This window comes from Promineifilum sp. (SeqCode), assembly GCF_041918635.1.
Classification (GTDB): domain Bacteria; phylum Chloroflexota; class Anaerolineae; order Promineifilales; family Promineifilaceae; genus Promineifilum.
In genome coordinates this window covers 1-1963 of the sequence record NZ_JAYRVJ010000635.1, presented here as the reverse complement: position 1 = coordinate 1963, position 1963 = coordinate 1, and the positions used below count along the sequence as shown (strand labels likewise).

The window sequence follows — 1963 nt, the reverse complement described above, 5'->3', positions numbered from 1 at the left end:
TGCGAATGGTACTGGTTATCGACAACTACGATTCGTTCACCTACAACCTGGTGCAATACCTGGGCGAGTTGGGCGCGGAGCCGTGCGTCTATCGCAACGACCAGGTGACGCTCGACGAGATCGCCGCCTTGCGGCCGGCCCGCATCGTCATCAGCCCCGGTCCCGGCACACCGGACGACGGCGGCATCTCCAACGACGTGATCCGCGCCCTGGGGCCGACGACGCCGGTGTTGGGCGTCTGCCTGGGCCACCAGTGCATCGGCCAGGTCTACGGCGGTGTGGTGACGCGCGCGCCGCGGCTGATGCACGGCAAGACGTCGTCGGTCTATCACAACGGCCACGGCCTCTTCAATGGCGTGCCCAGCCCCTTCACGGCCACCCGCTACCACTCGCTCATCGTCGAGGAGCCTCTGCCGGAAGCGCTCCAGGTGACCGCCTTCACCCGCGACGGCGAGGTGATGGCCCTCCAGCACCGCGAGCATCCCGTGGTCGGCGTCCAGTTTCACCCGGAGAGCATCCTGACGGAGCATGGCCGGCGCATCTTGCAGAACTTCCTCAATATGGCCAAGACCTGACAGGTGGGCGGCCAGTAGCCCTTTAATTAGGAACGACACTTGTCGCCGCCCGCCTGTCAGGTCTATAGCTTGCTGGTGATTTTGGAGGGACAATAACGGTCACGTGAATCCGTTGGCATGGTCGCATAACCGGCGCGCTCCGCTCCGGTTCGTCGCGAGGAGATAATCTGATGAACGTGATGGGTAAGGTTATTGTTGTGACGGGCGCGGGCAGTGGCATGGGACGCGCGCTCACTCTGGCGCTGCTGAAGAAAGGGGCGCGCGTCGCCGCGGTGGACTTGAACGAAACCACGCTGAAGGAAACCGCGGCGCTGGCCGGGCAGGGGGACAAGGTCAGCCTCCACGTGGTGAACGTGAGCGACCGCAAGGCCGTCGAAGCCTTGCCCGACGCGGTCATCGCCGCCCATGGCGCGGTCGATGGCATCATCAACAACGCCGGGATCATCCAGCCGTTCGTGCGCCTGAACGATCTGCCGTACGAGGCCATTGAGCGGGTGATGAACGTCAATCTGTACGGCGTCGTCTACATGACCAAGGCCTTCCTGCCCCACCTGTTGAAGCGCCCCGCCGCTCACATCGTGAACGTGTCCAGTATGGGCGGCTTCTTCCCCGTGCCCGGGCAAACGCTGTATGGCGCGTCCAAGGCGGGGGTCAAGCTGCTGACCGAGGGGCTGTATTCCGAGTTGCTCGACACCAACGTCCGGGTGACCGTCGTTTTCCCCGGGGCCATTGCCACCGGCATCGCCGCGAACTCCGGCGTCACCATCCAGTCGGCCGCGGCCGGCGAATCGTCCCAGAGTTTCCCCACGACGTCGGCCGAGGACGCCGCCGACATCATCATCCGGGGGATGGAGCGCGACCAGTTTCAGGTATACGTCGGCAACGACGCGAAGATGATGAACTTGTTCTATCGCCTCAGCCCCAGACGGGCGACCCGATTCATGTATGGCCGGATGAAGGCGTTGCTTCCCGGTTAAGCTGCGTGGCGCGGGTTTCGCAACCCGTGGGCAGCAAACGGGATAAGAATCCTGTGCTACATGTGGCGCAGGTTTCTTAACGTGCGGGCGGGATACGGGATAAGAATCCCCTGCCACGACTAACGTATTGAGGAGTGTATATGACCGAAACAACCCACGGCTTCGAACTGCTGCGCGAGCAGGCCATCCCGGAGCTGAAGACCCAGGCCCGTATCTGGCGGCACGTCCGCACGGGCGCGACGCTGCTGTCCCTGGAAAACGACGACGAGAACAAAGTCTTCGGCATCACCTTCCGCACCCCGCCGGACGACTCCACCGGCCTGCCCCACATCCTGGAGCACGTCGTGCTGGCCGGGTCGCGCAAGTACCCGCTGAAGGACCCGTTCTTCGAACTGGTGAAGGGGTCGTTGG

Annotated in this window: 3 protein-coding genes; all 3 read left to right on the top strand. The window is 63.6% G+C overall.

Annotated features, from left to right (window positions below; all coding sequences use genetic code 11):
• Nucleotides 1–5 precede the first annotated feature (5 nt).
• Nucleotides 6–575, top strand: a complete 570-nt coding sequence (locus tag ACE3UY_RS18645) for an aminodeoxychorismate/anthranilate synthase component II (RefSeq protein ID WP_374688987.1) — start codon at nt 6–8, stop codon at nt 573–575.
• 170 nt (nt 576–745) lie between these two features.
• Nucleotides 746–1552: an SDR family NAD(P)-dependent oxidoreductase gene (locus tag ACE3UY_RS18640; protein ID WP_374688986.1), complete on the top strand. Its 807-nt coding sequence runs from the start codon at nt 746–748 to the stop codon at nt 1550–1552.
• 140 nt (nt 1553–1692) lie between these two features.
• Nucleotides 1693–1963, top strand: a 271-nt coding sequence (locus ACE3UY_RS18635) for a hypothetical protein (protein WP_374688985.1), incomplete at its 3' end; no start/stop codon positions are given.